The following is a 25818-nucleotide window of genomic DNA, read 5'->3' on the forward strand; positions in this document are numbered from 1 at the left end:
TCGATTTCCGCGTTTAAAATAGACCCAGCTGGATTTTAGATCCTGCCAGACTTCTCTTAAACCCTTTTTTTTTCAGGGTTCCTTCTTTCGAAGCAACCGTCCCTCCCTTGCGGAGTGGTGCAAAGATAGGAAGTTTACAAACAAACTTCCAAGCCTTTTGTTCTTATTTATTTCATTTTGGACATAACTCGCTGGAAGGATGGGAGATTATTTTTCAGAAGGCCCCTCCCGGAGGCAATTACAGGGGCAGAGCGCAGATAAAAGAAGCCCCGGGCGGGGGGGCGGGCGGCAGGCAGCTGCGCCAGGACAAAATGGCCCGGGAGGACGAAGCCGGTAGAAGGCGCACCGCGGCACTCATGACCGGTATCTTTTGCAGGTTGCATGCCGTTGGCAGCGCAGCGTTGGCAGCGCAGCATTGTAGGAGCAAATTGTATTACGGTCACCGGGCACTGCAGCGTGGTCTCGTGCTTAGGTTGTATGCCGCAGGCAGCGCAGTGTTAGGCCGGCACCGCAGCATTGTAGAAGCAAATTATATTACTGTCAACGGGCACTACAGGGTGGTCTCTTTCGCAGGTTGTATGCCGCAGGCAGCGCCGGTCTAAACGGCCTGCCGAATGCGTAATATAGGACGGCCGATCGAAGGCATCAAAGACGCTACCATGTTATAGCTTAGTTTAGGGTTTACTTAGGGTTTAGTTAGGGTTTGTTTAGGTTTAGTATAGGTACAACCTATACTAAACCTAAGCTAAGGCTAAGCTATAGGTAAACAAATTCTACACTAAGGAATAAGACGAGTAGAATCGATAAAGCATTTAGTTGAAACATCGTACCTAACCGTAATGTGGGCAACCTCTCATCAAGCAAATGTATTATACGGAAATACTATTGGATTACCCATCTGATCATACCAATAATGTATTTATTATAGCGTATAGAATTAATCGCTACCTGAATAGCTCTTTTTTCTGTAAATTTGATGTAGGATAATAAATAATAAGGAGGTCTTATTTTTAAGAAATTAAAGAGATTAGATACTTTTATTCGAAATAAAATCATATTGATCCATGATAGATTATGCTCAGCTTTTAAAACAGGTAGAAGAATATGCTGAAAATTATATTACAGAAAATATTTCAGTCTGCCACTGCTTCCATAATACGATACACACACGTTCCGTTGTAAGTGCGGCGGAGGAAATTTTGCGGTATTACCAATTAGGAGCGGAGGAGCACTTTATTGTTATTAGCGCAGCCTACTTTCATGATCTTGGGTACGTTCAATCCGACAATGCCATTGGCCATGAAAAGAGAAGTGTCGAAATTGCCTTGGAATTTCTGAGAGAAAAAGCTGTACCGCAGGGCGTACAGGAAAAAATTAAAGGTTGTATTTTAGCAACTCGAATGCCTCAGGATCCGACAAACCTGCTTGAGCAAATTCTCTGCGATGCTGACTTATTTCATTTTGGAAGTGATGATTTTGTTACTAGAAATAAACTTATGAAAGCAGAAGCGGAAGCGGTGTTAGGAAAAGAGATTGACAAAGATGTATGGCGAGCCGGTACGATAAAACTCCTAATGAGCCATCATTACCATACTGAATATGCACAACAAAAGCTTAATGCCAAAAAGGAGATGAATTTAAAGGAACTGGAAAAAAAACAAGAGAAATCCATCAAGAAAAACAAAGAAGATAAGAAAGACAAAGAGAAAAGTGGCAAGCCTGAACGCGGAATAGAGACTATGTTCCGGATTACTTCATCAAACAATCAACGATTAAGTGATATGGCAGACAATAAGGCTAATATTTTATTAACCGTCAATTCTATAATCCTTTCTGTCGTCATTGCAGTTTTATTTCGAAAACTAGATGCAAACGAACACCTTATTATCCCAACAATTATATTAACAACTGCAGTGGTAGCTACCATGGTCATGGCTATACTCTCTACAATTCCTAAAATTCCATCCGGTAAATTTTCAAAAGACGAAATCCAACAAAAATCAGTCAATCTGCTCTTTTTTGGTAATTTTTACAAAATGAAACTCGATGACTACAATGAGGGTATGCAGAAGGTAATGGTCGATTCGGAATTTCTATATGGCATGCTTACCAAGGATGTTTATTCGCAAGGTGTGGTATTAGGCCGAAAATACAAACTTCTACGATACGCATATGGAGTTTTTATGTTTGGACTTGTGATATCAGTCGTTTCTTTTATCGGAGCCACCCTACTTTAATTTCCGATAAAGACCGACTTAGTTCCTCATAATCAAAAATTCATGTACTTTCTTTTATTTTATCCAAAAAGTCCAATGAATTCAATCATTAGCTTAAAATAGACCGACATCAAGTATCGATGTTTTCCCAAATAGACTGCTATAACAAAAAAAGTATACGGATGATGATGAAAGATCTTTATATAAACAGAGACATTAGCTGGTTATCGTTTAATGATAGGGTTCTTGACCAAGCTGGTCGTCAAGAGGTCCCTCTATTGGAAAAACTGCAATTTCTAGCTATTTTTTCATCCAATCTGGATGAATTTTATCGCGTTAGAATGCCTGTACTGATGGCTGGAAAAAAAATAATAAAACAAAATCCGAAAGAGCTCATCCCTAACATAGACATCGCTACATATAAAAAAGCGTCAAAATTCATACACAAACAACAGGAAAAATTCGGGCTCTTACTCACTGATATTATTCAAGAATTAGCGAAAGAAAGTATATTTTTTATTTACAACCAAGCTATCCCCGAAGAAATAAAGGGCCTAACTGCACACTATTTTTTCAATACAATTGCTTCCTATCTGCAAATTATCCCGATCGATGATACGTCATTTTTTCCAGACAATAATCAGCTATACTTCGTCGTTGAGGATGAAAATACAGGAGCAGCAACATTTCTAAATATCCCATCAAACTATATTGGTCGATTTTTCACCTGCGAGACCAACAACGGCAAATATGTTGTCCTAATAGATGATATAATCAAAGCATTTCTGCCCATGGCTATACGAAATTTATCATTAAGTTTCTATTCCTTTAAAATCACAAGAGATGCCGAGTTAAATCTTCAAGACGAATTTGAAGGAGATATTGCACAGAAAATCGAATCGGAGGTCAACAAACGTGATCTTGGCTATGCGACGCGCTTTCTCTATCAACCTAATCTACCAGAGCGGCTAATTGAAAGACTTGCAACCTTATTCGACCTACGGAAAAGTAGCATTGTTAAAGGCGGAAACTACCACAACTTGAAGGACCTCTTCTCATTCCCAATTAAAATAGAGAACCTTTTGTATCCGAAACAACTACAAATCAATACCGATAACAATTTCGAAGAATCTATCTTTGATCAAATAGACCGGGAAGATATGTTGATCTGTACTCCCTATGAATCGTTCGACCCCATACTGCGTTTTTTTAACGAGGCTGCGATAGATCCAACCGTAGACGAGATTTACACAACCTTATACCGAATAGCAGGCGATTCGCGTATTGCACAAGCATTAGCTACCGCAGCGAAAAATGGAAAACAGGTCAATGTATTTGTAGAATTGAAAGCGCGCTTTGATGAAGCTAATAATATACATTGGTCTCGACTGATGAAAGAAAACGGCGTAAAAATCACCTACAGTATCCCAAACTTAAAAGTTCACGCCAAAATAGCACTGGTCAAACGTCAGGCAGGCCGACAAAGTGCTTTACTGGGTACGGGAAATCTAAATGAAAAAACAGCTAAGGTTTATACAGACTATTTCCTTATCACTTCTCATAAGCTGCTGACCGACGAATTAAATTTGCTATTTGAGTTTCTTCCGGCACGAAGGAAACCCCACAACCCAAATGAACTATCATTTGACCATCTACTAGTAGCACAGTTCAACCTCAAGCTTACGTTTTTAGAGCTGATTGACCAAGCCATCCATGCAGCTCAAGCTGGAGCTCCAGCAACAATAAAAATTAAATTAAACAATCTGGAAGAAGAATCGTTAATCAACAAATTATATGAAGCGAGCAGGGCAGGGGTAAAGCTAGAGTTGTTGATCAGGGGTATCTGCAGACTAAAACCGCAGGTACCGGGACTAAGTGAAAACATCACCGTGAAAAGGATTGTAGGAAGATATTTAGAACACGGAAGAATATTTATTTTTCAATATCAGACCCAAACGCTCGTTTATCTCGGCTCATCAGACTGGATGAACCGCAACATTTACCGCCGTATAGAAACTTGCTTTCCGCTGCTTGATCCGGCATTGGCACGTCAAATACAAGAGATGTTTGATATCCAGTTTTCGGACGACACCGAAGCTACATTACTGAATGACAAGGGGCAAAACCAAGCGATAGAAACACAGCATAAAAATGTTTCGCAACAGCAAATCCCTGATTATTTAAAAGCTAAAATGGAACAGTGTACCTATTCAATTAAGTAATTCATAATAACATACGTAATTTGAAAGTCCGAGACTAAAAACATGGTATCTAAATTTGTTCTGAAAGGCCCCCGAAAGCATCAAATGAAAACATACTAATAGAAATATGAAAAAAACCACCCTACATACAACTGCTATCTTAAGTCTATTATCGGCTATTTTACTTGCCTGCAACCCAAATAATACAACCAAAGAAAACAGCAACAAGCTAGCTTATGTTCAAGCTGAAAAATCACTAAGCATTCCCTACACATTATCTTCGGGCAGCAAGATGAGTTTACCTAACGAATTACTGGAAATATCAGGGATCACCTTTCTTCCGGGGCAGGATGATGATATTTATGCCATTCAGGATGAACAGGGCTTTCTATATAAGTTTAACCAGCCCACACAAAAAGTCACCTTCACCCCTTTTGGGAAAGATGGCGACTATGAAGATATCTCGATAAGCAATACACATTTCTTTATCTTAAAGAGTAATGGCAGCATATATTCTTTTCCTATTGCAGAAAAGGATAATATAAAAAATGTTTTCGAACAGAAGAATTTACTTCCAAAAGGAGAATACGAAGGGCTTTTTATCGATCGCGAAAGTAACCAGGCATATGTATTATGTAAGGAATGCAAGGTCGATAGAAAGCAGCCACAAACCTCTGGATACATCTTTTCAATTGACGAAAACAGTCAATTCCAGCCGAAAGGAGAATTTTCAATTCAGCTTGATGAGCTTCGTGCTTTTGATACTAAAATCAAAAAGACCTTTAAACCATCAGCTTTAGCAAAAAAAGCGGATAGTAAAGAGTGGTACATCTTATCTTCGGTAGACAAAGCTCTTGTTGTGACGGATGAGAATTTTCGTGTAAAATCGCTCTTTCCATTAGACCGGAAGATCTTTCCTCAACCCGAAGGTATTAACTTTGATTCTAAACTGAATCTTTATGTCAGCAGCGAAGCTGGCAATCAGGATAAAGGGATCATTTATAAATTTGAAAAACAATAGGCATGCAAAAGGTCGTACCATTCTTTCTTATTTTTCTTGTTAGTCATGCTTATTCACAGCAAAAGCATACAGGGTTGCATACGAATCAGGGCACACCCTTTGCTCAAACCTTCATTAAGGACAGTATAAATGTCATAGCAAACGCAAAATATGGTAAAGCCAGTAAATTTAAAAAGTTCTTCCTCGGCGAAAACTACCGCAAAGAATGGGCTGCAGAAACCACTCTGCCCTTGATTCAACTTTCCACATTATATGGCGGTTTGCGTCCTGTTAAACAAGGCGGTGGGATGCAATCGGTTTCTTTAAGGCTAATAGATTCTATGGGAAGGGAATGGGCGCTGCGATCGGTCAATAAAAGAACTGAATCCCTTATACCGGAAGAATTACACGGTACCTTTGTGCAGGATGTATTGGATGACGCCACTAGTGCTCAGCATCCCTATTCCGCGCTGATGATCCCTGCCTTGGCCAATGCGGTAAACGTCGCACATGCTCATCCCATCATTGGCGTTGTAGCACAAGATAGTCTATTAGGCGAATATGCTCCGCTTTTTGAACATACAGTAGCTCTACTGGAGGAGCGTGAACCGCTCGGAGATTCAGACAATAGTCCTAAAACTGTGCGAAAGTTGCAGGAAGATAATGACGACAATTTTAAAGCCAAAGCGTACCTACGCGCAAGGATGTTGGATGTGCTGGTCAGTGATTGGGACCGACATGAGGATCAATGGCGATGGTACGATGAGAATCAGGATAGCACAGATCAGGATAAAGACTATATTCCTATTCCCCGCGATCGCGACCAGGCACTGCGTGTCACGCAAGGTTTTCTAATGAAAGACATCTATCAGCAATTCGTCAATCCAGTCATGCAAGGATTCACAACGGGCATTCCCGACATTCGCTATTCTCTTTTCAAATCGCGCTTCTTAAATGCTCATCCGAGCAACCAGCTCTCCCACAAGGAATGGACCAAAGAGGTGAAGCAATTTGTTACACGCCTCACAGATTCGGTGTTATGGCAATCCGTACACAGCCTCCCACAGTCGTCCATTACTATTCGTGGAGAACAAATCTTCAAAACACTTCAAAGCCGCCGTGATGCACTGCCCACTGCGATGGAAGAGTATTACAATTTTATCAATAACATTGTCGATATTCATCTCAGCGACAAAAACGAAAAAGTAGAAATATGGAGCACCGGAAGTAAAAACTTAAAAGTCAAAGTTTCGAAGATCAACAAAGTAGGCAAAGTCACCAAAACTTTGATGGACAAAACCTACAAAAATACCCTGACAAAAGAGATTCGCCTCTATTTAGGTGATGGAAAAGATTCTGTTTTCATCGACAATGCACAATCTCCCATCAAACTAAGAATTATAGGCGATAGCACACCAAAGACTTATACTATCAATCAGAGCAGATCAAGGATACAGCTTTACGAAAACACTAAAAATTCTGTTATGCTCGGTGAAAAGAAGAAAATAAAGCTTCATTATGCCCAAGATAGCATCAACACGCAATTTGTTCCGGTAAACCTCTACAATACCTGGCTTCCCTTGGTTACTGCAGGCTATAATGCAGACGACGGTATTTCCCTCGGACTCGGAGCAGCTTACACACATCAGCGTGGCTTTAGAAAAAGCCCCTTTAGCTATAGGCAACAGCTCACCGTAGCAACCGCCTTTCGCACCGGAGCATATAAAATTCACTATAGAGGCGAATGGACTGCTGCCGCCGGCGATGCTGATATAGTTATCGATGCCTTAGCGAAAGCTCCCGACAACACACAGAATTTCTTCGGCGTAGGAAATAACTCCCCATTTTTAAAGGAGCAGTATGGTGCAAAATATTACCGAAGTAGATTTAATATCTTCAATATCAATCCACAGTTAAGATGGAAACCTTCACCCACGCTAAACGTTGCCGTAGGTCCACATATCCAATTTTATCACTTAGATCCTAATGAGAATGAAGATCGATTTATTCTAAATCCTCAGGCTTTACATTCTTACGATAGCTTGTCAATTACCAAAGACAAAGCTTTTGCAGGTATCAATGCTTTTTTAACGCAAGACTCACGTAATCGAAAGATTAATCCAAGTAAGGGAATCTATATCAAAGCCGATTTGAATTCTTATTTTGGACTCAATCAGTATTCAAAAAATTCGGTGCAGTTAAATGCTGCCATCACTGGATATTTTAGTGTACTCCATGAAGGCATTATATTCGCCAACAGAACGGGCGGGGGAGCAGTCGTCGGAAATCCTACATTCTATCAATATTTATTTCTAGGCGGTCACGAAAACCTTAGAGGGTTTCGCCAATATCGATTTGCAGGACAGCAGATGCTTTATAATAATTTGGAGGCACGTCTTAAAATAAAGGATGTCAAGAGCTATGTTCTTCCGGGTGAATTCGGACTCATGGGCATGTACGACATTGGTAAAGTATGGGCAAAAGGCTATAATAGTGGTAAGTTTCATCAAGGTGTGGGCGGGGGCGTATATTACATCGTCGCAGATGCGCTTCCATTGCATTTTGTGATGACAAGATCGGATGAAGGCTGGTACCCTTATTTCAGTACAGGTTTCCGCTTCTAAAATTCTAAATCCATCATTCCGCTCTTTCCATTGGAACGAACCAAAAAAAACAGCATGTCAATGGTAATTTTTTTGCAAATGTATTTATCAGAAGAAATTCTGGAAGATCTGAATGTTATCTATACATGCCATCTACGATACGGACACCATTGCGTGGATCATCGAACACTTATGATTAGAGGATGTACAAGACCCTACCAGCCTAAAAGCAATTTGCTTCAGGTGAATTTAACCTATCAGAATTTCTCTTAAATTTGTCCAGGGAAGGGAAATTTTTCCAATTGGGAGTGCTTCTTTATAATGCGGCACCAACTGGAGCTTAAATGAAAACTACTTAAAAGGATTACCATGATTACAGATGCCAACTATTTTTATCTAAGCGATTTGCTTGGCACTTTATTTTTTGCAATATCAGGTACCCTGTCAGCAAAACGTAAGGATATTGATATTTTTGGAGCGGCCTTTTTAGGTTTTGTTACGGCCATTGGTGGGGGATCTATGCGGGACATTTTTTTAAATCTGCGCCCAGTCTGGGTAAATGACAGCAATTATCTCATTGCTATCTTCATCGGAATTTTAATCGCCATTATTTTCAATAGACAATTGTATGGTTATTATCGTACATTAACACTTTTTGATGCCATCGGAATTAGCTTTTTTACCATATTAGGGGTGCAAAAATCACTCAACTACGAGAGTAATACCTATGCTGCCATTATCTTTGGAATGTTTACCGCAGTATGTGGAGGCATGACACGCGATGTCCTCTTAAATGAGACACCGCTCATTTTTAAGAAAGAAGTATATGCTACCGCCTGTTTAGGTGGTGGCCTCATATATATTTTATTGGTGCATCTTGATCTCGATGTTTCATGGGCAGCCTTTATCGGAGCTGCAGTTGTATTTTTTATACGAATGACAGCCGTTAAATATCGTTTATACTTACCTCGCCTGGATTGAGTGGACCCCCTTACACCGCTTAAATTACCTGTAGGAGATGCTGATGAATTATTTATTCGGTTTCAACAGTAAATTGTAAAGAAGAATGAAACGATTGAATCTTGTGCTTATAAACTCCAGCCGCTAAACAAGGAGACGTGATAAAAGAAAAAGCGTTAGTCTGTACTAACGCTTTTTCTTTTGCTGTGGGAATCGCATTTTATAACCAACGCGGATATTTCCTTTCGAAATGGCATCCAGCCGACTTTTCAACATCGTTTTTTTCAACGTACTCAATTTATCGGTAAACAACTTTCCTTCAATATGATCATATTCGTGCTGAACAACACGCGCCGCCAAACCAGTGAGATCCATTTCGTGTTCCTCAAAGTTTTCATCCAGATAATTAATGCGGATATTCCGATGACGTAATACATCCTCGTTGATATCTGGGATACTTAAGCATCCTTCTCCGAAAGCCCATTTTTCACCAGACTCTTCTACCATGATGGGATTGATAAAAACCTTTTTGAACGATTGGAGCATTGCTTTATTTTCTTCATCATCTTCTGCAAAAGGGGTTGCATCGATAACGAACATACGTATAGGCAAGCCTATCTGCGGTGCCGCTAAACCAACACCATGTGCCGCATACATGGTATCAAACATGTCATCAATCAATTTCTTTAAATCAGGATAGTCTTCATCTATTTCTTCAGCGACCTTTCTTAATACAGGATCGCCATACGCCACTATCGGAAGTTTCATATATAAATAATTATTTATTTAAGTGCAGATACTCCTATTTATAGGAGTTCATTACACGTCGTTTGTTCTTAAAGATCATTTCGTACCTAGTGAAATTTTGCACAATTAAATTTTGGTTCATGTCCGAATAATTTCTGAACCGGATTCGCTCTGCTTTTAAACTAACTAAGGATACGCTGTAGAACCATTATACGTTCGCTTACAAAGGTACGGATAATTATTAAAATCGAATATTTCGTGAAGACTTCCACAAAAGTTACTTTTGTTTTATGGATCCTTCGTTTTTAAATTTGTCAACGCAATTTAAGCTTAGACTTGAGCAAGCGCTTGAAGTCTCATTACAACTCTTTGAAGTTGATGGATTTATACAAATATCCTCCCTTGAATTAACAACAACCATATTGTTATACCCTAACAATAAGCCTATTAGGATCCAAACTTCCGAACCATGTATTCATATTGATGAAGACCTATTAGCAAGCAAGTCTGAACTCATTATCAAGCGTATTGTTTCGCGAACTAAAAACAACAAATTTATCTTCGCACGCAAGACTGTGGTGGCACGGATCGATAAAAAGACAAGCTTACAGTTCCTCGTGGAACATCATTTACAGCTTGCTCTGCCTGGTAAATATCGTTATGGACTCTTTGAGAAGGGTGAGCTTGTCGCTGTCGCTATCTTCTCTGGAGGACGCCGCATGATGGACAGGGAGGATGACTATCGTTCGTTCGAGCTTATACGCTTCTGTAACAAAGCGGGATTTAATGTAATTGGTGGGTTAAGCAAATTGATCAAGGCTTTCTGCAAAGATTTCTCACCTGGCGATATTATGACCTTCACTGATCGCGATTGGAGTCAGCACTCCTCTCTTGAAAAAATCGGCTTTGTTGTCAAAGAAGTAACAGCTCCGATCAACTTTTGGGTAGCAGACACAAAAAGACATGTTTATCGCAATAAAGAAGAGCTAAAAGCATTAATTAAACAATATCCGTATGGCTTTCTAAAGGAAAATATGGGTAGCATCAAGATGATTTTATACATAAAATAAGCTAAATTGTGTATATTGTACACTGTAAGGGTTTGAAAAATAAATAATCAAAAAATAATAACATTATGAAGAGAAAACTTCGCATGGGTATGGTTGGAGGCGGTAATGATGCCTTTATTGGAGCTGTACACCGTATTGCCGCTTTTATGGATGGCAAGATTGAGTTAGTTTGTGGTGCTTTTAGTATTGATCCACAAATTTCAAAACAATCTGGAGAAGACCTATTTGTAGCACCTGAGCGTGTGTATTTAAGCTATGAGGAGATGATCGAGAAAGAATCTTTGCTTCCCGAAGGAGAGCGCATGGATTTCGTAACGATCGTAACACCGAACTTTCTGCATTTCGCTCCCGCTAAATTAGCGCTGGAAAAAGGCTTCGATGTCGTGGTTGAGAAACCGATGACTGTATCTGTTGAAGAGGCAAAAGAATTACAAGAAACTGTAGAGCGTACAGGCCGCACACTATGCCTTACACATACTTATTCTGGCTATCCGATGGTTAAACAAGCAAAAGCGATGGTCAAAGAAGGTCACTTCGGAAAGATCAGAAAAATTGTTGTTGAATACCCTCAAGGTTGGTTAAGCCGCTTAACAGAACGCGAAGGTAATGCTGGTGCTGCTTGGCGCGCAGATCCAAAACGTTCTGGTAAATCGTTGGTTATGGGCGATATCGGCACACATGCTGCGCATTTAGCAGAATATGTATCTGGTTTGAAAATCGAAGAATTATGTGCGGACCTCACAACATTTGTTGAAGGCCGTCTATTAGATGACGATGGTTCGGTACTTTTACGTTTTGAAAATGGAGCAAAAGGTGTATTGATGGCCTCCCAAATTTCAGCTGGAGAAGAAAATGCCGTTCGCATCCGCATCTATGGTGAAAAAGGTGGATTGGAATGGGCTAATGAAGATCCTAACAATTTGATCATTAAAATGCTTGATCAACCGCGTCAGCTTTATCGTACAGGAAATGCATATGGTGCTCCCTATACATTAAGTTCGTTTGCAACACACAACACCCGTGTCCCGGCTGGTCACCCGGAAGGTTTATTGGAATCATTTGCAAATATCTATCGTAATTTTGCTGCGACTGTGACTGCAAAACGTGAAGGAAAAAATCCTACTCCTGAACAACAAGATTTTCCAACAGTATATGATGGCGTAAGAGGTATGGCTTTTATCGATACTGTCGTAAAAAATAACGAAGGAACAGAAAAATGGACTAAATTTGTTCTGTGATAGACAGATTAAATCCTATACTTTCTCTTTTGGAGCAGCAGGCTGTTCCAAAGGAGAAAGTTATCGTTATCTTAGGGCCTACAGCTTCTGGAAAAACCAAACTTGCCGTCCAACTGGCCCAACACATTGATGCTGAAATCATCAGTGCTGATTCACGCCAAATCTATCGAAGAATGGACATCGGTACGGGAAAAGACCTATCGGAATACCAAGATATTCCCTATCATCTTATCGACATACATGAACCGGGAAGACGCTACAATCTCGGAAATTTTATTGCTGACTTCCGTAAAGCCCAACAATCCATTCTAGAAAAGGGAAAACATACCATCCTGTGTGGTGGTACTGGTTTATATATTCAAAGTGTAATCCAAGAAAATCCCTATGCGCTGATCCCATCAATCGAAGGCTTCAAGGAGTCATTACTTGCATATCCCGAGACGGAGCTGTTAGCGCGTCTTCAGGAATATACACTACCTGTGAACTTTCAAATCGATCTTTCGACTAAAAAACGTATCATCCGAGCAATAGAAATATTAGCGTTTTTAGAGAATCACCCCGATCACATCGTGCAGCAACAAGCAGTAGATAGCATTGTTATCGGATTAAATCCGCCTGTGGAAACTAGACGTTCGCACATTAGCCAACGACTAGAACAACGGTTGAAAGAAGGCTTTTTAGAAGAAGTGGAGAAATTATTGGCCGAAGGAATCACACACGAGCAACTGCAGTATTATGGTCTGGAATATAAATATGCCTCGCTACATCTGCTTGGACAGCTCGATTACACTGCTTTCACCACAAAACTGGAGACCGAAATACACCGCTATGCTAAACGGCAAATGACTTATTTCCGTAAAATGGAAAAAGATGGCATAATGATCCATTGGGTTTAAAAACAGACAAATAGAAGCCGTATAGAAACAAAAAAGGGCTAGTATCTCTACTAACCCTTTTCGTTAATCTCTTTCTATTATAACTTGATTTCTTCATCCTTCGCATTGAAGAAATGGAATTCAGTTAGGTAATATGACGTCATTGGATTTACTTTAATCCATTTTCCGTACTTCATGAACCATTTCATTCTTTTAGAAATCAAACCAGACTTAATGTAGGCGTCTATATAAGGGTGAACACATAAGGTCACCTTTTTTTCGTTTTGTTCTTGAAGAATAAATTTCAAATTATTTTCAATATCATCCATCACGACAATACTTGATCGGATCTCACCTGTCCCATCACAAGCCGGACATTTTTCGTTTGTGACAATATTCATTTCAGGTCTGACACGCTGACGTGTAATTTGTACCAATCCAAATTTACTTGGTGGTAAAATCGTATGTCTTGCTCTATCCGACGCCATACATTCTTTTAAGAACGTATACAGCTCTTTTCGATGATTGGGTTTATGCATATCGATAAAATCGATGACTACAATTCCGCCCATATCACGTAAACGCAGCTGTCGCGCAATTTCTTTTGCTGCTTCCATGTTGACCAGCAATGCATTGTCTTCCTGATTCTCCTTATTAGCGGAGCGGTTACCACTGTTGACATCGATAACATGTAAGGCTTCGGTATGCTCAATAACGAGATACGCACCACCTGGTAATGTTACCGTTTTGCCAAAAGCTGCCTTGATTTGCTTTTCAACTCCAAAATGATCAAAAATTGGCTCTTTATGTTTGTAAAGCTTGACAATTTTCTCCAAATCTGGAGAGATATCGTGTATATATGATTTTGTTTCTTCGAATATCGAAGGATCATTAACATAAATATGCGAAAACTCGTCGGTCAAAATATCCCGTAGAATAGTGGATGCACGATCCATTTCTCCAAGAACCTTTTGCGGCGGTTCAGCACTACGAAGACGTTTGGTAAATAGCTCCCATTTTGAGATCAGGTCCAATAAGTCGCGTTGTAGTTCTTCGACCCCCTTACCTTCAGACACTGTACGGATAATCACGCCAAAATTTGATGGCTTAATCCCTTCGACAATCTTCTTGAGGCGGTTGCGCTCGTTACTACCTTTGATACGCTTGGAAATGGAAACAGTACTTGAGAAAGGTACCAGAACGACAAAACGACCTGCTATTGAAAGGTCTGAACTCAGACGCGGTCCTTTTGTTGAAATGGGTTCTTTGGCGATTTGTACTGGCACGAGCATATTTTTGCTCAAGACATCAGAGATCTTACCAGCTTTATCGATATCCTTTTCAAGTTTTAAACTATTGAGCAGTTTCTCTTGATAACTGCCATTCTTTACTATACGGGTAAGCTTTAGCAAAGATTGAACTTGAGGACCCAAATCTAAATAATGTAGAAAAGCATCCTTTTCGTAGCCTACATCTACGAATGCTGCATTAAGCCCTGGCATAATTCGCTTAATACGTCCGAGATAGATATCTCCAACGGCGAAGTTATTATTTGCGGGCTCACGGTTAAGTTCAACAAGCTGCTTATCTTGAAGTAAAGCAATAGTTACCCCTTTATCAGGAGTTGAATCGATAATTAATTCCTTTACCAAAAGCTACTCATTTTTGATACCTATGCAATATCCTATCGCAATCTTTGGTATCCGATTAAACATTTAAAGAACGTTGTTACGAAAAAAACAATCTACATACCCTTCACAGATATGTAGATCGTTTCGTAAAGCTATCTCAGCAAAATGGGCCAAGATATTTAAAAGCTCATCACAAGACTATTTTTTCTTGTGTCTATTTTTTCTTAAACGTTTTTTACGTTTGTGAGTAGCCATTTTGTGTCTTTTTCTTTTTTTTCCGCTTGGCATAGCTAAATTTTTTAATGATTATAAAATAATAAATTAATTACTTGCTCAATTCAGCAATCTTTCGATCAATGAATTGTGATAGGGAAGGATCGGCTGCCAGTTCCTTACTTTTTTGAAAAGCAGTCACAGCTTCCTTTTTCATCCCAATATTTTCGTAGCCCGTGGCTAAGTAAAAGTATGACTCGGCATCGGGTTTTTGATCGATAACGGTCTTAAAACGCTCGATAGCTTTGTCAAACTGACGGGACTGTAATGAAAACAATCCCAAAGTTTTATTTGCTTCTAAATTTTTAGGATCTGCAGCAATGACTTCCCGCAATAAGGCAATACCTGCCATGGGATTATTCGTTCCCGATACCATTGCGGCACCTAATCCTGTTTTTGCTTCCAAACTACTTGTATTCGCTTTTAACGCCGCCTCATAAGCATGAATAGCATTTTGATTCAACGCGTGCGACAAAGTAGAATCTTGCAAATTTGTATAAGCAGCACGATATGCGTTACCTGCTTTCAACCAATACTCAAACTTGGGTGAAACCTTTGCCATTTCCTCATACACGAAAGCCTGAGGGGCTGGTTTAGCAACATCATCCCACTTATCTGCCAACTGTTGCAACAGCTTTATCTTATCCTCTCCAGAAGCTTTTGCAACTTGGCCCTCAATATCGGAAATTTCTTTGACTAAACTAGCATCTAAACCTTGTTTTGTCATCGAAGATATATTTTCCAAATTTATTTCATTGGAAGGCTTCGATTCAGATGCTGCAGCAGTTTGTTTTTCTTTGTTCACCAAACCTTTAATAGGCTGCGCCAAAAGCACAGCAACCAAGGCTACTACTGATCCTATTACTATTATCTGTTTGGTTTTTGCCATATTAATCTATTTTAAAGATTATTTATTGCCATTCTTTACTTTCTCTACGAAAATTTTAGCTGGCTTGAAACTAGGAACAAAGTGTTCAGGGATAATGATTGCTGTATTTTTTGAAATGTTTCTTGCAGTCTTCTCAGCTCTTTTTTTGACTACGAAGCTCCCAAAACCTCTTACATATACATTTTCTCCTCCGATCATTGCGTTTTTGACAACTTTAAAGAACGCCTCTACGGTTTCTTGAACATCTACCTTCTCTAAGCCAGTTTTGGTAGAGATCTCTGCAATAATTTCTGCTTTAGTCATATCTATTTTACTGTAATTATTTATTTTTCAACCCTTAAGCCAACTAATGTTTGGGGATGCAAAAGTATTGTTTTAAAATGAGTAATGGAAATTATTTAAATACTTTTTTGATAAATAAGCTTCCAAAAGCCAAACATTTACAATCATTTAACGAGACCCTAGATTTCTTCAACCACTAAAATAAACTCCAAAAATAAAAACAATTAGCTAATTTACAAGATGTTGACTCTATAGTTGTGCGATAAAATTCAATTTATGCCAATAGCATGACTTAGCCGATCCAAATCCGCTTCAGTATGATGTGCATTCACCACAATACGGTTCAATAGCGGGTCTGTAGCAAGCGGATAGGGAAAACTTGAAACCAATATACCTGATGCCATTAGTCTTTCATAAAGGTTGATATCCTTTGATGAAAAGACAGGAAAATTGGGCACAGCATTTAATCTGAACATTATACGTGCATTGAAATAACTGCTGTTGTATTGCATTTTTTCGAATTGCCGTAAATAGATCTCCTCTCCATGTACAAATGCATATAAGCTCGCGGGTGAACTCGGAGATGCACCGGTATAAAAATTAGATTTTTTTAGGTTTTGGATGCGCTCCTCATCTGCAAGAATCAACCCAGCATCTGTTGCCAGACCTTTCGCTAATGAAGCCACAACAATCAGTTCAATATTAGCCAAATTAAAACGGCTCTTATTGAACGAAATGCCATTTTTTCGTATAACACCAATTCCATGAGAATCGTCCAGCAACAACAACACACGCTTGCTTGGATCAATCTGTGCAAAGACAGTAAAGTCATAAATTTCCGGCTTCATATTATCGAGACTGTTGCTGACAATAATAAACGATTTTTGCGACGATTGGTTAATATATGCAACTGCAGAATTGGCCCAGTCATTAAAACTTCCCGCTACGTCTGGTTTTTCGTCTAACCACAGCGAGGGGTGACAGGAGGGGGCGTACAGCATTTCTCCTTCGCCGGCCAATGTTTTAATCAAAAACTGAGTAGCCAGATATCCACTGGAGAGCAATAAGCTCGCTTCAAAATCAAAACGCCTTGCCGCATATTCTTCAGCTTGATGAAATATGGCCTGTTGCACATTATTATTTCGTGAAGTGCCGTTGTTGATACCATACCGCTGTATACCTTCTATGAAAATAGACGTATAGGCTTTATCTGTTGCCAGCCCAAGATAGGAAGTTCCACCAAAAAAAAGATATTCTTTGTCATCGACTGTGATAAGCCGACCTGTTGGTTGTTCTAAACGCGTAAAATTATCCATGTTGGTGTTACCGATTCTCTTGCTCTGCGAGCCTGCGCTTCGCGACTTACGATATATTATGTATTAATCAAAAAAGCTATAATATTTTCGAAAGCAAGTTTAAAATAATTGCTCGTCCCCATTTCTCCATTTAGCTTATAAAGTGGTAACTGTGTGGGCTGTTTCAAGTGGTACATCATAGCCGTTAAGAATTTCAACACAGTCAACATTCGTACAGCATACAAACGGTCATTTAAAATAGTTATTCGTATTTTCTTGTCTTAAATTATACCTTAAACTGCTTTTATCAAACATTGCTTTTCGGCACCAATTTACAGTATAAAATTGGGTTCCCTCAATTCATCATGATATTTTGACATTTCGTCCACTCTTTTTCGCAGGAACACTTACAGCCGCGGATATTTGAATAAAATTAAAGAAAAATGAAGCTGTTATTAACCTTACTATTTTTGAGTATTACAATCGTATCGGCGCAGTCCATCTTGAAAGGGAAAGTGCTGGGCAAAAACGGCAAACCTATATATCTAGCCAATGTTTATATTGAAGGCACCTATGATGGTGGTACCACCGATTCGCTTGGAAATTTCGTGTTTGAGACCAATGAACAAGGTAATAAAATCATTAAAGCGTCTGTTGTGGGCCTCCCAACATATAACAGGCCTATCCAGCTACCTCAAAAAGAATTACTGATTATTCAAATGCAAGAAAGTGAGAATCGCTTACAGGAAGTCACGATTCAGGCAGGGGTTCTACAAGCCAATAGCTCCGGAAAAAACACGGTAATGAGTCCATTGGATATTGTCACTACCGCAGGAAGCATGGGCAATATTATCAGCGCGCTGGCCACATTGCCTGGAGCACAGGTTGGAGGAGAAAATGGACGTCTTATGGTACACGGTGGAGATGCTTCCGAAACACAGACTTACATTAATGGCATCAGAGTTGCCCAACCTTATACCGCAACCCCAAATGAAATTCCTGTCAGGGGCAGGTTTTCGCCCATGTTGTTTAAGGGAGTGAATTTTTCTACTGGAGGCTATTCTGCAGAATTTGGCAATGCACTGTCGAGCATTCTAGCCCTGAACACCGAAAACACGATAGAACAATCCAAAACAGAACTTTCGCTATCTTCTGTTGGATTAGGGTTAGGGCATACTTTACAATGGGGCAAAAATTCGCTAACCTTCAACAGCAATTGTACAAACCTAAGCCCCTATTCAAAAATTATTACACCAGACATTAATTGGACGAAACCCTATGAAAATGCCACTGGAGAAATGATTTATCGCCATCAATTTAAAGAAGGCTTTCTAAATATTTATGGCGCTTACACTTTCGAAAATATGGGGCTTTACCAAGCAGACATAAATTACCCACACCCTGTCCCGGTGAAAAAGAAATCCAACAACGCCTATACCAATATCAGCTTCAGCCAGAATTTAGGGAACCGCTGGACGCTCGAATCGGGCATGGGCCTAGGCTATCTGACCGATAAGGTTCATTACGATGAGGTTTACCTACCTCATGATGAAAAGAGCATTCACTTAAAAGCAACATTGAGTAAAATCTGGAACAATAAGATTAAAAGCATTGGGGGAATAGAATACTTTGACACAAATTATCAAGAAGAATACCACCGGCAAGATCTTGAATATATGTATGGATTCCAGAGCAAAATGACTGCTCTATATACTGAAACGACCTTTGGCTTCTTACCAAACTTGATCGGGAAGATCGGTCTACGAGAAACGTCTTCCAATTTGCAAAACAACAAAACGTTAGAACCGAGGGCTTCGATGGGATACGCGTTAAATAAATATACCCAGCTCTCTGTTGCTTACGGGAAATTCCATCAGCAGGCACCTACACCAGTATTAAAATATGCTCCTCAGCTTGACTGGTTAGCGGCCAAACATTATATCGCAAATTATTTCTATGTGCGTGGAGGGCATTTACTTCGCTTAGAAGCATACCACAAAACTTACAACAACTTGGTTAAATACAATAGTGTAACGCCCCAATATAATAGCCAATATAGCAATAATGGAAGCGGAGATGTCAAAGGCTTTGACCTATTTTACAAAAATAGCAGCAGTGTAAAAAATCTACAGTACTGGATATCATATTCCTTCACAGACAGCAAGAGAAATGAAGCGAATTATCCGTCGACTGTGACTCCGCCTTATGTTTATAAACATAGTTTTAATATCGTTGGAAAATATTGGTTTTCTAGCCTTCGTTCACAACTCAGTTTGACGAACGCTTACGTATCGGGCAGAAATTATAACGATCCTAACCAAAGCTCCTTTATGGATGGTCACATCAGGGGTTATAACAATCTATCCATGAGCTGGTCATTTCTCTATAGCCAACAAAAAATAATCCATTTCTCCGTCAGTAATATTCTCGGCGCTTCACCTATCTACGGCTATCAGTATGCAGATCAACCAAATTCACAGGGAATTTATAACCGTAGACCGATTGTTCCTACAGCCAAACGATTTGTTTTTCTTGGCTATTTCTGGACGATCAGTAAAAACGACAAAGACAATCAACTGGATAATCTATAGGAAGCAACAGCTCATCAGGGAAATACGTCGGTTCATCCAAATTTGTTTTTAATTGAGAGCAACGATACGCAACTTCACCCCTGTAAATTCGAAAAAACAATAATAAAAATACTTACTACTAAACTAAAAATTATGAAATCGATTATTATCGTCATTATCTGCTTAATAAGCAGTACAACATTTGCACAGAGCAATTTTGAAAAAAGCATGGGGCAGGCCATGGGCTTATGGCAGTCAGGAGAGACACAAAAGGCGGCAGCTCTTCTGGAACGTATTTCACAGGTAGAAAAAGACAACTGGATACCGGCGTATTACCAGGCAATGGTGTTTACAACTGCTTCTTTTAAAGAGAAAAATAAAGAAACACAAGCGAAATATATACAATCTGCGGAAGATATTTTGAACAGCACTGCACAAGACAATAATCCTGAATGGCTTATTTTACGGGCGATGAACAAGACAGCATTAATGATAACCGATCCAATTACAAAAGGCAGGGAACTGTCGCCTATCATCATAGCCCTTTATAAGAAAGCACTTGCATTGGCCCCCAATAATCCACGAGCAGTATTGGGCCTCGCAGAATTCCAAATGAACGCAAAAAAATATTTCAATCAGGATACCCGTAAAGAATGTGAGGATGTTAAGAAAGCACTATCTTTATTCAATGAACAAAAAGTCTCCATTCCCTTTGCGCCATCATGGGGCAAAGATCGGGCAGAACAACTGTTAAAAGAATGCAATTAATTACTTCGTGAAAAAAGCACCGTTTAAAGCAATTATACAAGCGTTATTGGCAAGCTTCGTCGTAAGCACTTATTTTGTGGTTATGGCCAAGCTTGACCATAACGATATCCCTTGGAAATCCATTATTTTTCACCCTAATATGGCTAGAGGCCTTTTATACGGATTTTTTCTTTTCCTAGGCCATAATTATCTGTCGAAGTGGGTAGGAAATAAATACCCTAGCAGTAAAGATTTTGGGAAAAAGATGCTTATCTTTTATAGTGTAAGTTTCTTCTTGACCATAGCAGTCGTTTTTATTGTGAATGCTTTTTTCTCCGGCTTATTCTACCCGGATGCTACTAAAAGCTTCGCTCAACGCTTTCACAATTTTACTCATCAGCAGCGCATTGCATACTACTTCCAAACAGCGATGATATCATGGTGCATTTCAATGATTTTTTTTGGTCTCTACTTTTATAAAAGGTTCAAAGACTATCAAATCAAGGAATCTCAACAAGAAAAGCAACTACTAACAGCACAATTTGAATCGCTAAAGAATCAACTCGATCCGCATTTTCTGTTCAACAGTCTGAATGTATTAAATAGTTTAATTGAGGAAAACCCCCAAAAGGCCAGCATGTTTACCACTGATCTTTCTAAAATCTATCGCTATGTTTTGGAGCACAAAGAGAAAAGTTTCGTCTCACTACAGGATGAGCTCACTTTTTCAACAGCTTATCTGAATCTATTAAGCCTTCGATTCGAAGCGGGAATTCAGATCGATTTAGAGATCGATAAAGAGCAGCATACAGGATTTATTCTACCTCTTTCACTTCAACTACTGATCGAAAACGTGATCAAACACAATGTTATTTCACTTAGAAAACCTCTTTTATTAAAGATTTATCGCAAAAATGATTACCTCTATGTTGACAATAATCTGCAAAAGAAGAAGGTGCTCCATGGGCACTCGGGAATCGGCCTAAAAAATATTCAGGAGCGGTATGCAATACTCTCCGATTTACCCGTGTATATTGAGGAAAGCGATACCCTGTTTTCAGTTGGGCTACCGATTATCAAAGAAATTGCGCCCCACCCCCAAACTCTTCCGCTGTAACGCGCACTAAATTAAGAACACAAAGATCCGACGACAAATAAGCATTCTATACAAGCCATGAAAATATTAATCATAGAAGACGAACTTCCATCAGCAAGACTACTGCAAAGAAAATTGGAGAACATGGGTTACACGGTATCTGCTGTACTGCAAACTGTCGAGGAGTCTGTAGAATGGTTTATGTCAAATACTGAACCTGATCTACTTTTTTTGGATGTGCAACTCGCAGATGGGATTTCATTTGATATCCTCGAGCAGGTTAAGCCAAGTGCGGCTATTATTTTTACCACTGCATTCGATGAGTATATTTTACGTGCGTTTAAACAAAACAGCATTGATTACTTACTTAAGCCGATTGATGATGAAGAATTGAAAAATGCAATTGAAAAATTCCTTCATTTTAGGGGATCTAATACCCATTTGGACCTAATATCATTAGAAGCTTTTTTTAGGAACGCTTTACCCACCTATAAGGAACGCTTTACAATAAAACTTGGCCAAAACATAAAACTAGTGACAACCCAGAATATTGAATGTATTTATAGTGAGAACAAAGGCACCTATCTCTATACCAATGAAAATGAAAATTATCTTTTGGATCAGACGCTGGACGTCCTGGTACCGCAATTGTCCCCTAAAGATTTTTTCAGGATCAACCGAAGCACTATCGTTCAATTTGATGCCATCAAAAGTATTGCTGTACATTCCAATGCCCGGTTGAAAATATACCTTAAGCACTATACATCGGATGAACTCATTGTTTCACGGGAAAGAGTCAATGCATTCAAGAAGTGGCTTGACAACTAGCCCAAAAGAGATTAGCACTGTAGTACAATAAATTAAAATAGAAACAGACCATAATCAAAAATGATCTTGGCAAAGTAGGCTTTTGAAGTGTTTAATTAGGCTAACGAGACACAAAGAAATCTAACTACAGATTGATTCTATAATTTAGCGGAATACTGAATCGTAAAGATACTGCGAATCCCTTTATAGGGTTATAATCTTTCTTGTCATTGATTGAAAATCCATATCCCAAGTCAATATCCAATAAAGTCGCTAAGCTCAGCCCAACTTTCGGTGTTATAGTATAGGGACTAAGTTCTGTACGCAAAAACGGAGTCAGAACATATGTTTGAGGATAATAAGTTACCGCAGCCTCAGGGATGACGGCAAATTTCTTTTGAGTCCAGGTAAAGTTGGCTGTGGCATCGGCTCGCAAAATATGATCACCAACAAGAGGAAAAGCAAAATAAGCTCCACTTTTTATTATACTTCCCTTTTGAAATTGGTAGCTCAAGGTAGGGCCGATTAAGTAGTCTTGTGCTCTAACACGTCCAATAAGTGCCAATAAGATAAATACAACGGGAAAAAGATAGGGAATCTTACTTTGCATGCTTCTATTAATAAATATGAAAATTAAGCGGGATATTGACACCGACCGACACAGTAAATCCATCAATTGGCTTAAAATTTTTCTTTGTGTTATAGTCAAGTCCATAACCTATACCGAGATCAACAATAGAAAAGAGACTAGCTCCGACTTTAGGCGTTATTGTGTAAGGGGTGAGTTCGGCTTTCACAAAAGGGAACAGAACAAAATCATTTAGGTAATAGGTGAACCCCAATTCTGGAATGACAGTTGCTTTACCTCCCATCCAGCTAAAATTAGCGCCGGCATCAATTTTCATATATTGAAAATCATTAGGGGCAAACAATCCCCAGCCTGAAACTTTCAGAAAATTACCACTTTGATACTGATAACCTACGGAAGGTCCCCAAATCCATTTATTATGCTCCTTCCATGGTTGCTCTTGTGCCATACAACACATGGAAAACATAAAAATGATTGTAAATAATGATAATATTCTTAATTTCATCCAGCTAAATTACAAACTATAATCTAATTTTATGAATACAACAGGTACAGGTTAGAATAGTTTTAGTGAACAGAAAAATAATACAATCTAAGTATTCCGGTCAATAAAAGTAGGGCTTAACTATTTTCTACTGCGGTAATATGCTGATTCTAATAAACTGTGCTTTTTCATTTAAAGCACCCTCATCCCCCCAATAACCATTGATATGGTTAGCAGCGGTATAGATGCAACCATCTTTCCCCCAAAATATCAGTTCCTCCTTCCAAGTTGGCATCCACTCCTTAAACCTGACAAAAAGCATTGGTGAAACCTTACCTTGTTTCACGTGGAAGAGTTGTAAGTCGCCCGTGGATTCATAAGGATCAGCCAGCAAAGTCATGAGGTAATTTTTATCCGATGAAAAGAAGGGGGAGGCACCACACTCCACAATTAAATGACCGTCCTGTTTATCAAAAAGGCGTACATCAGAACTTTCCCAATAATTCCCTTCCACTGCATAAGCATTTAGAAAATCATAATGCCCCTTATACGAATACCGCTCTTCCAATTCACTATCGATACCCTTATCCCTAAATATTAGTTTTTCCCCATTTTTCAAAGGCAGTTCCAATACCTTCCCATTTTTAAAATAAGACATGGTATCCTTTATCAAGTAGTCTTTCGAAGTTTTACGAGCTGCAGAAAATGTTTGCTCATCGATCAATTCTAACCGGAGATATTCATCTAAAGAATGTCCTTTTTCATAATAGGTTTCTCGACCATTTATCGTAATAGAAACGATTAGGTTTAAATCTTTTGGTGATATTGTAATTTGGTCTTGTTTTCCCAGCTTCGACTTTGCGACATATACCTTTTCCCATCGCGTCACATCACCCTTCTCACCTCGTGCTCCTTTATAATCCCGTTGAATGCGATCCATTACAGCAACCCAATCCCCTTCTTCAGCAATAACATCGAGTTTGGTACCATAGGGATATTTTCCCAATACCGGCGCAGACTGATCAGGCCCCTGATGAAGTTCAACGCCGGACCGATCAACCACATAGCTGTTTTTTAAAACCTTCGTCTTTTCATAATCAATTGGCAAAGGAGGGAATTGCGCAAGAGTGATCGTATCCTTTACAGCTACTAATTTAACTATAGATGAATCTTTTGCACCTGTGCCTTTATCCTTTGTAGTGCGATCACAACTCAATGTTCCAATGGCTAAGATTGATCCGATCAAGAGCAATAATGGCAAAAATAACAGTCTATTCATAAACATCAAGTTAGCCAATCTTATGCCAAAAAAAATACTGGTTTTCAGGGATTATTTAAGAGTTTGGGGCCACCAAAGCAGCTATTTTGTCCACAACTAATGGTCAAATTATCTTAAAGAGGGTCATTTTGCAACAACACATGTAAAGCCACAAACGCCCTTTGAAATGAGATATCCAATTAACTGTTCAGCCATAAATTTCTCAACTTGACCTGTAGACCAGCATTCGTTTTCCGCGCATGCAAGATCGTCCATACAATCGCCATAAAAACAGTAAAAAAACGAAAGAAATTGCTCCATACATTTCCAGCGGCATTGTCAGCAACATCAAAAATCATCCAGGCTGAATTCATAAAAATATGAAGTGCGATCGGGATCCATAGATTGAACTTCCATTCGACATACAACCACGAAAAAAGGATACCGCCGAAGAACGTAACGCCAAATATCAAAACCAATTCAACCAAATCCTGACTCTGATAAAGGTGCAGTAAGGCAAAGAGGAATGACGTCGCAAAAATGGATGGAATGAACCCAAGTCGGGTATAGCGAAAAACTAAACCAAAAAAATAGGCACGAAAGATGATCTCTTCAAAGAATCCTGAAGATACACTATTTATTAATAGCGTGTTTGGATCTATTTTGCGATTTATGGTAAAAATATAGGCGTAACCCAAGAACATAGGTAAGGTTGTCATTAGCCCAAAAGAAATCCCTTGTAGAAAAGAACCATTTAACCCGAATTTTGTGAAGATTTTATCTGATTCTTTTGGCTTAAGCAGCATTGCTCCCAAAAATAGTGGTAAAACGCTTATAGAATAAGCGCACACATGCCCTAAAAACCGGCTAGGAATATAGTTAATCAGAGTTGATTGCAGTGTTGAAAAGAACAAATAATCAAGAATAAAATATATTCCGAAAAAAAGAAATAGTAGGAGCAGGTTTAAATTTTTAGTTTTCATCTTT

Annotated in this window: 22 protein-coding genes; 13 read left to right on the forward strand and 9 right to left on the reverse strand. The window is 39.1% G+C overall.

Annotated features, from left to right (window positions below):
• Window positions 1–199: 199 nt before the first annotated feature.
• From B2107_RS11770 to B2107_RS11795, 6 genes are all read left to right on the forward strand, one after another.
• A complete protein-coding gene (locus tag B2107_RS11770; RefSeq protein WP_293955819.1) occupies window positions 200–337 on the forward strand; it encodes a hypothetical protein in 138 nt (45 codons plus the stop codon).
• 727 nt (window positions 338–1064) lie between these two features.
• Window positions 1065–2237, forward strand: a complete 1173-nt coding sequence (locus B2107_RS11775; protein WP_293955820.1) for a Pycsar system effector family protein — start codon at window positions 1065–1067, stop codon at window positions 2235–2237.
• 161 nt (window positions 2238–2398) lie between these two features.
• On the forward strand, window positions 2399–4438 hold the full coding sequence (gene ppk1, locus B2107_RS11780; protein ID WP_293955821.1) for a polyphosphate kinase 1: 2040 nt from the start codon (window positions 2399–2401) through the stop codon (window positions 4436–4438).
• A 106-nt stretch (window positions 4439–4544) separates the two neighbouring features.
• Complete coding sequence (locus tag B2107_RS11785; protein ID WP_293955822.1) at window positions 4545–5438, forward strand: SdiA-regulated domain-containing protein; 894 nt, start codon at window positions 4545–4547, stop codon at window positions 5436–5438.
• Window positions 5439–5440: 2 nt separating this feature from the next.
• Window positions 5441–8041 (forward strand): BamA/TamA family outer membrane protein, encoded by a 2601-nt coding sequence (locus tag B2107_RS11790; protein ID WP_293955823.1) that lies wholly within the window; start codon window positions 5441–5443, stop codon window positions 8039–8041.
• Between the two features lie 348 nt (window positions 8042–8389).
• Complete coding sequence (locus B2107_RS11795) at window positions 8390–9001, forward strand: trimeric intracellular cation channel family protein (RefSeq protein WP_293955824.1); 612 nt, start codon at window positions 8390–8392, stop codon at window positions 8999–9001.
• 165 nt (window positions 9002–9166) lie between these two features.
• Here B2107_RS11795 and def read toward each other — a convergent pair whose 3' ends face one another.
• Window positions 9167–9748: a peptide deformylase gene (gene def, locus B2107_RS11800; protein ID WP_293955825.1), complete on the reverse strand. Its 582-nt coding sequence runs from the start codon at window positions 9746–9748 to the stop codon at window positions 9167–9169.
• A gap of 269 nt (window positions 9749–10017) precedes the next feature.
• Between def and B2107_RS11805 the strand changes: the two genes are divergently transcribed.
• The 3 genes from B2107_RS11805 (at window position 10018) to miaA (ending at window position 12931) form a co-directional block, all read left to right on the forward strand.
• Window positions 10018–10797, forward strand: coding sequence for a hypothetical protein (locus tag B2107_RS11805; RefSeq protein ID WP_293955826.1), 780 nt, complete (start codon window positions 10018–10020; stop codon window positions 10795–10797).
• Between the two features lie 65 nt (window positions 10798–10862).
• Window positions 10863–12035 (forward strand): Gfo/Idh/MocA family protein, encoded by a 1173-nt coding sequence (locus tag B2107_RS11810; protein WP_293955827.1) that lies wholly within the window; start codon window positions 10863–10865, stop codon window positions 12033–12035.
• Window positions 12032–12931: a tRNA (adenosine(37)-N6)-dimethylallyltransferase MiaA gene (miaA, locus tag B2107_RS11815; RefSeq protein WP_293955828.1), complete on the forward strand. Its 900-nt coding sequence runs from the start codon at window positions 12032–12034 to the stop codon at window positions 12929–12931. Before B2107_RS11810 ends, miaA begins: the two co-directional genes overlap by 4 nt.
• A 77-nt stretch (window positions 12932–13008) precedes the next feature.
• Here the strand turns inward: miaA and B2107_RS11820 are convergent, their stop codons facing one another.
• The 4 genes from B2107_RS11820 to B2107_RS11835 form a co-directional block, all read right to left on the reverse strand.
• Window positions 13009–14562, reverse strand: a complete 1554-nt coding sequence (locus B2107_RS11820) for an Rne/Rng family ribonuclease (protein WP_293955829.1) — start codon at window positions 14560–14562, stop codon at window positions 13009–13011.
• 304 nt (window positions 14563–14866) lie between these two features.
• Complete coding sequence (locus B2107_RS11825) at window positions 14867–15703, reverse strand: tetratricopeptide repeat protein (protein ID WP_293955830.1); 837 nt, start codon at window positions 15701–15703, stop codon at window positions 14867–14869.
• A gap of 18 nt (window positions 15704–15721) precedes the next feature.
• Window positions 15722–16006 (reverse strand): HU family DNA-binding protein, encoded by a 285-nt coding sequence (locus tag B2107_RS11830; protein WP_046673299.1) that lies wholly within the window; start codon window positions 16004–16006, stop codon window positions 15722–15724.
• 248 nt (window positions 16007–16254) lie between these two features.
• The gene (locus B2107_RS11835; protein WP_293955831.1) at window positions 16255–17301 is read right to left on the reverse strand and encodes an 8-amino-7-oxononanoate synthase; all 1047 of its coding nucleotides are present in this window, start codon (window positions 17299–17301) and stop codon (window positions 16255–16257) included.
• Between the two features lie 422 nt (window positions 17302–17723).
• Here B2107_RS11835 and B2107_RS11840 point away from each other — a divergent pair, with 422 nt between their 5' ends.
• The 4 genes from B2107_RS11840 to B2107_RS11855 all read left to right on the forward strand — a co-directional run bounded on the left by B2107_RS11840 (window position 17724) and on the right by B2107_RS11855 (window position 22521).
• The gene (locus B2107_RS11840; RefSeq protein ID WP_293955832.1) at window positions 17724–19871 is read left to right on the forward strand and encodes a TonB-dependent receptor; all 2148 of its coding nucleotides are present in this window, start codon (window positions 17724–17726) and stop codon (window positions 19869–19871) included.
• Window positions 19872–20003: 132 nt separating this feature from the next.
• Window positions 20004–20618: a tetratricopeptide repeat protein gene (locus tag B2107_RS11845; protein ID WP_293955833.1), complete on the forward strand. Its 615-nt coding sequence runs from the start codon at window positions 20004–20006 to the stop codon at window positions 20616–20618.
• A gap of 7 nt (window positions 20619–20625) precedes the next feature.
• On the forward strand, window positions 20626–21714 hold the full coding sequence (locus B2107_RS11850) for a sensor histidine kinase (protein WP_293955834.1): 1089 nt from the start codon (window positions 20626–20628) through the stop codon (window positions 21712–21714).
• Between the two features lie 57 nt (window positions 21715–21771).
• Window positions 21772–22521 (forward strand): LytR/AlgR family response regulator transcription factor, encoded by a 750-nt coding sequence (locus tag B2107_RS11855; protein ID WP_293955835.1) that lies wholly within the window; start codon window positions 21772–21774, stop codon window positions 22519–22521.
• Between the two features lie 124 nt (window positions 22522–22645).
• On the opposite strand, the gene B2107_RS11860 is transcribed toward B2107_RS11855, so the two are convergent.
• From B2107_RS11860 to B2107_RS11875, 4 genes are all read right to left on the reverse strand, one after another.
• Window positions 22646–23110, reverse strand: a complete 465-nt coding sequence (locus B2107_RS11860; RefSeq protein ID WP_293955836.1) for a hypothetical protein — start codon at window positions 23108–23110, stop codon at window positions 22646–22648.
• A 7-nt stretch (window positions 23111–23117) separates the two neighbouring features.
• A complete protein-coding gene (locus tag B2107_RS11865) occupies window positions 23118–23537 on the reverse strand; it encodes a hypothetical protein (RefSeq protein ID WP_293955837.1) in 420 nt (139 codons plus the stop codon).
• Window positions 23538–23721: 184 nt separating this feature from the next.
• Window positions 23722–24852, reverse strand: a complete 1131-nt coding sequence (locus B2107_RS11870) for an SH3 domain-containing protein (protein WP_293955838.1) — start codon at window positions 24850–24852, stop codon at window positions 23722–23724.
• A gap of 179 nt (window positions 24853–25031) precedes the next feature.
• Window positions 25032–25814, reverse strand: a complete 783-nt coding sequence (locus B2107_RS11875; RefSeq protein ID WP_293955839.1) for a CPBP family intramembrane glutamic endopeptidase — start codon at window positions 25812–25814, stop codon at window positions 25032–25034.
• Between the last annotated feature and the right edge of the window lie 4 nt (window positions 25815–25818).

The organism is Sphingobacterium sp. UBA7855 (genome assembly GCA_002500745.1).
Classification (GTDB): Bacteria; Bacteroidota; Bacteroidia; order Sphingobacteriales; family Sphingobacteriaceae; genus Sphingobacterium.